This is a genomic window from Fictibacillus phosphorivorans (assembly GCF_023715845.1).
Classification (GTDB): Bacteria; Bacillota; Bacilli; order Bacillales; family Fictibacillaceae; genus Fictibacillus; species Fictibacillus phosphorivorans_D.
Map to the genome: position 1 here is coordinate 135788 of NZ_JAMBOR010000007.1, position 7214 is coordinate 143001.

Below are 7214 nucleotides of genomic sequence, written 5' to 3' on the forward strand. Positions count from 1 at the left end.
CTAAAATTCTGAATATATTTTATATTGAGTGTAGGCTAATTATTTTTTTATGGATAAAAAATGAATGAGTATTCATTCAATAAAGGGGGAAGTCTATTTTGTCTCGTCAAATCCGAAAAGCCGCTGTACTGGGATCTGGTGTGATGGGCTCGGGCATTGCTGCTCATCTAGCGAATGTCGGAATTCCAACCATACTACTGGATATCGTCCCGCCTTCTTTAAGCGAAGAAGAAAAGGCAAAAGGGATCACCGAAGATCACCCAGCATTTCGAAACAAATTTGCCTTAACTGCAACCCAGAAATTACTTAAACAAAAACCCGCACCACTTGCGGTAAAAGAAAATCTTGATTTGATAACAATTGGTAACCTTACAGATGATTTAGAGAAGCTGAAAGAAGCAGACTGGATCATTGAAGTTGTCGTTGAACGCTTGGATGTAAAACAAAAGCTTTTTGAAAAGGTTGATCAGTACCGTAAATCGGGGAGTATCGTATCCTCTAACACGTCTGGGATCTCCATTCGTGCAATGGCTGAAGGTCGGTCAGAAGACTTTAAATCTCATTTTTTAGGAACGCACTTTTTCAATCCTCCGAGATACTTAAAGCTTTTAGAGATCATTCCTACTGAAGATACGAGCCCAGAGATCGTACAGTTCATGAGGAATTTTGGTGAGAATGTTCTTGGAAAAGGTGTTGTTGAAGCAAAGGATACACCGAACTTTATCGCAAACCGTATTGGAACATATGGACTTATGGTAACGATGCAGGAAATGATGAAACAAGGCTATTCCGTCGGTGAAGTGGATTCTGTAACTGGACCTCTTATCGGCCGTCCTAAATCAGCGACGTTTAGAACACTCGATGTGGTGGGGCTTGATACATTCCTGCATGTTGCTCGTAACGTTTACGAACAAGTAGACGGGAAGGAAAAAGAGGTATTCGAAATTCCGGAATTCCTCAATGAAATGGTCGATAAAGGATGGACAGGAAGCAAGAATGGCCAGGGCTTCTATTTGAAACAAAAAAGCAAAACGGGCAGCGAAATTTTAGAGCTTGATCCTAAAACCCTTGAATACAAGCCGCGTTCGAAGATGAAAACAGCAACACTCGAAGCAGCTAAACAGATGAAAACAACAAACCAAAAAGTGAAAGCGCTTTTATACAGTGAGGACCGTGCAGGTAAGCTTCTATGGGACATCATTAAACCGGTACTACTTTACTCCGCAGAAAAATGCTATGAAATTGCAGACGACTTAGTCGCGATCGACCAGGCGATGAAGTGGGGCTTCGGCTGGGAACACGGACCGTTTGAAATTTGGGACGCAATCGGGCTGCAAGAATCGGTAGAAAGGATGAAGTCAGAAGGAGAGACGATTCCACAATGGGTAGAAGAATTACTTCAATCCGAGAAAGCATCCTTCTATTCAAAGACTGAGGGGGAAGTATCGTACTACCATAAGGGAACTTATTTGCCTGTAGAAGAAAATAAAAAAGTGATTCACTTAAGCCGTCTCAAAGAAAAAGGCAATGTGATCAAGAAAAATAATGGTGCCACCTTGATCGATCTTGGTGACGATGTAGCCGGACTTGAGTTCACATCACCAAACAATGCGATCGGGCCGGAGATCATTATGATGCTTCATCAGGCGATCGATGAAGTAGAAAAAAACTACAAAGGACTTGTCATCGGAAACCAAGGGAAAAACTTCTGTGTTGGAGCAAACCTTATGCTCATTTTAATGGAAGCCCAAGATGATAATTATTTTGAACTGGATATGATGGTCCGTCAGTTCCAACAAGCCATGGCAAGAGTAAGATACAGTGCCAAGCCTGTCGTGGCGGCAAACTTCGGAATGACACTTGGCGGGGGAGTTGAAGTATCATTACCGGCTGCAAGATTGCAGATGGCTTCTGAAACTTACATGGGTTTAGTAGAAACCGGAGTCGGACTCATTCCTGGTGGAGGCGGAAACAAAGAGCTCTATATCCGTCTATTGGAACAGCTTCCGGAAGGGGCAAAAGGCGACCTGCAAAAAGTCGCGAATCAGGCTTTTGAAACAATCGCGATGGCAAAAGTCTCAACCTCTGCCCAAGAAGCCAAAAAACTAGGATTTTTACGAAACGAGGATAACATTTCAGTAAATGGCGATCATCTGTTGCATGATGCGAAGAGCCAGGTTCTTGCACTTTCAGATGCTGGCTATAAAGCACCCGTTAAAAAGAAGATCCCAGTAGTTGGTGAAGCGGGATATGCAACACTCGCACTCGGTGCACAAACCATGCATTTCAGCCAATACATTTCTGAACATGATCTAAAAATTGCGAAGAAACTAGCATTTGTTATAGCAGGAGGCAGAGTGCCTGAAGGAACATATGTGGATGAACAATATCTGCTCGATCTTGAACGAGAAGCATTCCTCAGCCTTGCAGGGGAACCAAAGAGCCAAGCGAGAATGCAGCACATGCTTGTAAAAGGCAAGCCGCTAAGAAACTAAAGGGGGGAAGAAACGAATGTTAAAAGATGCAGTCATAGTAGCAGGTGCACGTACAGCTGTCGGGAAAGCGAAAAAAGGATCTTTTGCACATATGAGGCCGGATGAACTAGCGGCGATTACGGTTAAAGAAACACTGCAGCGTGCTGGAAATTATGATGGACCGATCGATGACTTGATCATCGGATGTGCGGTTCCAGAGGCAGAACAAGGAATGAACATGGCGCGTTTGATCGGAGCTCGTGCTGGTTTGCCAGAGACGGTACCGGCTATTACAATCAACCGGTTCTGTTCTTCTGGTTTGCAAAGTATTGCTTATGGGGCAGAAAAAATCATGCTTGGTGCAGCTGAGGCGATCATAGCGGGCGGAGCAGAATCCATGAGTCTAGTGCCTGTTGTCGGGCACGTTGTAAAGCCTAATCCATATCTCGTTGAAAATATTCCTCAATATTATATGGGAATGGGGCACACAGCTGAAGAAGTGGCGAGAAGATTTGGTGTTTCCCGACAGGATCAAGATGAATTTGCAGTAAGAAGTCATCAAAAAGCTGCTGCTGCGATAAAAGAAGGTAAATTTGATGACGAGATCGTTCCGGTCTCTGTAATGAAGCGCTGGCTGGATGATCAATCGAAACTAGTTGAAAAGGAAGTTGCCGTTTCAGTGGATGAAGGTGTTCGCCCTGATACTTCGCTTGAAGTGTTAGGAAAACTACGCCCTGCCTTTACCCCGACAGGTTCTGTAACAGCAGGGAATTCATCACAGACAAGTGATGGAGCAGCCTCTGTATTAATCATGAACAAAGATAAAGCGATTGCGGAAGGGTTAACCCCTCTATTGAAGTTCCGTTCCTTTGCGGTAGCTGGTGTGGCACCAGATATTATGGGAGTGGGTCCTGTTGCTGCGATTCCAAAAGCGTTAAAGATGGCAGGGTTGGAGCTTTCGGATATCGGATTGTTTGAACTGAATGAAGCTTTTGCATCGCAGTCCGTTCAAGTTATTCGTGAACTGAATCTTGATGAAAGCAAAGTAAACGTTAATGGAGGGGCTATTGCGCTCGGACACCCGCTCGGTTGTTCAGGAACCAAACTTACTCTTACTCTGCTCCACGAAATGAAACGCAGAAACGAACAGTTCGGTGTTGTCACCATGTGTATCGGTGGCGGAATGGGTGCAGCAGGCGTATTTGAACTTGTTGGATAAAAAAGGAGGAGAATCATGATGTCAAACACAGCGGAAAAAGAGATCATCGGCGGAAGTTTCTTAATCGAAGACATTGCTGCAGCAGATATTTACACACCGGAAGATTTTTCAGAAGAACATTTGATGATCGCAAAGACAACGGAAGACTTTGTTGCAAAAGAAGTGGTGCCTCAGCTTGAAAAGATGGAAGATCACGATTTTACAGTATCACGCAAGCTGCTCACAAAAGCAGGCGAGCTTGGTCTTTTAGGAGCTGATGTTCCAGAAGAATACGGCGGTTTAGGCCTGGATAAGATTTCATCCTCATTGATCACTGAAAAGTTTGCGCGCGGCCGTGGTTTTTCAATCAGTTATGGAGCGCATGTAGGGATCGGCTCACTCCCAATCGTACTTTTTGGGAACGAGGAACAAAAGAAAAAATATCTGCCAGCGTTAGCTACTGGCGAAAAAATTGCAGCTTACGCTTTAACTGAACCTGGTTCAGGATCGGATGCACTTGGTGCTAAAACAACAGCAAAGCTTAATCCTGAAGGTACTCATTATATTTTAAATGGAGAGAAGCAATGGATCACGAACTCTGCATTTGCTGATGTTTTTGTTGTATACGCGAAGATTGACGGCGAAAAATTCTCTGCTTTTATCGTAGAAAGAGGGTTCGAAGGCGTCTCTACGGGACCTGAAGAAAAGAAGATGGGGATCAAGAGTTCCTCTACTCGTACCTTAATTTTAGAAGATGTAGCGGTACCAAAAGAAAATCTCTTATGGGAAGCTGGAAAAGGGCATCTTATCGCATTTAACATCCTTAATATCGGCCGATACAAGCTCGCGCTAGGGTGTGTTGGAGCAGCAAAACGTGCATTCGAAGTATCTGTCAAATATGCTAATGAACGCCAGCAGTTCAAACGTAAGATCAGTTCGTTTAGCTTAATTCAAGAAAAGCTAGCTAACATGGCAATTTCAACTTTTGCTGCGGAAAGCTCTGTATATCGTACCGTTGGGCTTTTTGAAAACCGTTTAGGGGCACTTTCTGATGAGAAGCAAAAGGATGGACGTGAACTTGCAAAAGCGATTGCGGAATATGCGATCGAATGTTCACTCAATAAAGTATTTGCTTCTGAAACGCTCGATTACGTCGTAGATGAAGGCGTTCAAATCCATGGCGGATATGGCTTTATGTCAGAATACGAGATCGAGGGAGCTTATCGCGATTCCCGTATTAATCGTATTTTTGAAGGAACAAACGAGATCAACCGCTTGCTTGTTCCAGGTACACTCGTTAAAAAAGCGATGAAAAATGAACTGCCATTGATTGAAAAGGCAACTTCTCTTCAGCAAGAACTGATGATGCTAATGCCAGTTGAAGTAGGTACTGAACCACTGGATCAGGAAAAATACTTAGTGTCTATGGCTAAGAAAATATTCTTGATGACAGCAGGTCTCGCTGTACAGAAATTTGGACCAAAGCTTGAAAAGGAACAAGAAGTTTTAGCAAATCTTGCGGACATTATTAGCGAGATCTACAGCATGGAATCTGTACTGTTGCGTACAGAAAAAGCAATCAATAAGTTTGGTGCAGAGAAGGCGAAGCAAAAGCTTCTTTACACGGAAGTGTACTGCCAGGAAGCTTTCAACCGCATTGAAGCTCATGCAAAGGAATCCATCGTTGCCGTTGAAGAAGGGGATATGCTGCGTATGATGCTTTCTGCGTTAAAGAAACTAACACGCCATACACCTGTGAATGTGATCAAGAAGAAGCGTGAAATCGCTGTATTGCTTCTTGAAGAAGAACGCTACGTAGTTTAATTAATTTTATTTACGCCAACCTTCAAAAACACTTTTCCCTCTTGCTTGGCAGGGGGGACTTTTTTTATTTGGCTTTTAGCAAAGGGCTCAAGTCAGATACAGTTTCGGGTGCAGAATCTGATTTCATATGGTACCTACTAGGGTATTTAAGCAAATTCAAGAGGACGATTTCAATAAAATTCAGCATCAATCCAGAAATTCGTCCAATCTATCCACGAGATTTAGGCTGCAATCCAAAAATTTAAGCAGTTTATCCACGAGTTTACATTTCTCGACAAATTCTGCACTCCATATACCCCTCTATACTCGATATATGTAAGAGAGCCCAACTAAGCCATGGTACCATGGTGGTGGAAGACTTTTATTAAAGGATGTTTTAAACAGTGTAAAATTTCTTGTTTTATTGGTGACACTAGTTTGTGGTACTATGAAAAGGGGTGATATAATGCTACTGACGGTTTACGAATATCCAAAATGCTCAACATGCCAAAAAAATGGCTAAAAGAAAATGAAGTAGCCTTTGAGCCTGTACATATTGTGGACAACCCTCCTACAAAGGAAGAGCTTAAAGATTTGGTTCAAAAGAGCGGGTTGGAAATTAAAAAATTTTTTAATACAAGTGGCAAGAAGTATCGTGAATCGGGTATCAAAGAGAAAATGAAAACGGCTTCAGAAGATGAGCTGCTTGAGCTTTTAGCATCTGAGGGTATGCTGATCAAAAGACCGATCGCAACAGACGGTAACCATGTAACAGTAGGCTTTAAGGAAGAACAGTACGAAAACACGTGGAAAAAGTAAAAAAGTTAATGACTATAATAAAAAATTTATTGTAGTTACTATAAAACAAAGAAAAGCTGGAGGGATTACACATGGAATTTCCTAAAGAGTTACACTATTCAGAAGAGCACGAGTGGACAAAAACAGAAGAAGGCAATAAAGTTCGTATCGGAATCACAGCATTTGCGCAAGATGAACTTGGAGATATCGTCTTCGTTGAGCTTCCTGAAGTTGGAGATGAACTTACAGCAGACGAGCCTTTCGGCAGTGTAGAATCTGTAAAAACAGTTTCTGAACTATATGCTCCGGTATCTGGAAAAGTTGTAGAAGTAAATGAAGACCTTGATGACAGCCCCGAACTAGTAAACGAATCTCCATATGAAAAAGCATGGATGGTCGTTGTTGAACTTTCAGATTCCTCTGAACTGGAAAAACTAATGACAGCTGAACAATACGAGGAATTAATTAAAGAAGATTAATGAAAAGAATCTCTTCAGGAAAGAATAGGCGTATTGCTCATTCTTTTTTGGAGGGATTTTTTTATGAAAGAAGATAGACGTGATGTAACGTCAAGAGTATTCGGCAAGATGAAAGGCGGTTCGATGTCGCTATACCTGGATCAAGATAAAATCGGTCAGATCCGATTTACAAATCAGGGTAATATGTATGAAATGGCCGAGGGTTTTGAGTTTGATGCAGATAAAATCTATAAACGTGAAAAACCAGTAGAAAAACCTAACCCATCAAAATATGTAGACGAATGTGATAAAGGCTGGTGTTAGCTGGTGAAGAGGATGATTGTATAATCATCCTCTCAGCTTGTAGACAAAGTCATGTCTACAAGCTTTTTTTATTGTACAATTAAAGTAGATAATGTTTGAGGGGAGAAATATACATGTTATCTAAGCATACTACTGAAGGACGTCACCAAGTAACTCTAG

The 7214-nt window shown here is 42.1% G+C and carries 5 protein-coding genes and 1 pseudogene; all 6 read left to right on the forward strand.

Annotated elements, in window-relative coordinates; genetic code table 11:
• Nucleotides 1-98 precede the first annotated feature (98 nt).
• The 6 genes and pseudogenes from M3206_RS07905 to M3206_RS07930 all read left to right on the forward strand — a co-directional run bounded on the left by M3206_RS07905 (nucleotide 99) and on the right by M3206_RS07930 (nucleotide 7055).
• Nucleotides 99-2495, forward strand: a complete 2397-nt coding sequence (locus M3206_RS07905) for a 3-hydroxyacyl-CoA dehydrogenase/enoyl-CoA hydratase family protein (RefSeq protein WP_285876834.1) — start codon at nucleotides 99-101, stop codon at nucleotides 2493-2495.
• Nucleotides 2496-2511: 16 nt separating this feature from the next.
• Complete coding sequence (locus M3206_RS07910) at nucleotides 2512-3693, forward strand: acetyl-CoA C-acetyltransferase (protein ID WP_251311975.1); 1182 nt, start codon at nucleotides 2512-2514, stop codon at nucleotides 3691-3693.
• Nucleotides 3694-3711: 18 nt separating this feature from the next.
• On the forward strand, nucleotides 3712-5496 hold the full coding sequence (locus M3206_RS07915; RefSeq protein WP_251311976.1) for an acyl-CoA dehydrogenase family protein: 1785 nt from the start codon (nucleotides 3712-3714) through the stop codon (nucleotides 5494-5496).
• A gap of 445 nt (nucleotides 5497-5941) precedes the next feature.
• A pseudogene (locus M3206_RS07920) lies at nucleotides 5942-6294 on the forward strand (arsenate reductase family protein).
• Between the two features lie 71 nt (nucleotides 6295-6365).
• Nucleotides 6366-6752: a glycine cleavage system protein GcvH gene (gene gcvH, locus M3206_RS07925; protein WP_251311977.1), complete on the forward strand. Its 387-nt coding sequence runs from the start codon at nucleotides 6366-6368 to the stop codon at nucleotides 6750-6752.
• A gap of 63 nt (nucleotides 6753-6815) precedes the next feature.
• Nucleotides 6816-7055, forward strand: a complete 240-nt coding sequence (locus M3206_RS07930) for a YusG family protein (RefSeq protein WP_251311978.1) — start codon at nucleotides 6816-6818, stop codon at nucleotides 7053-7055.
• Nucleotides 7056-7214: the final 159 nt, after the last annotated feature.

Coding starts and splice junctions, on each gene's coding strand:
- M3206_RS07910 (WP_251311975.1), top strand. CDS start 2,512: ATGTTAAAAGATGCAGTCATAGTAGCAGGTGCACGTACAGCTGTCGGG.
- M3206_RS07915 (WP_251311976.1), top strand. CDS start 3,712: ATGTCAAACACAGCGGAAAAAGAGATCATCGGCGGAAGTTTCTTAATC.
- gcvH (WP_251311977.1), top strand. CDS start 6,366: ATGGAATTTCCTAAAGAGTTACACTATTCAGAAGAGCACGAGTGGACA.
- M3206_RS07930 (WP_251311978.1), top strand. CDS start 6,816: ATGAAAGAAGATAGACGTGATGTAACGTCAAGAGTATTCGGCAAGATG.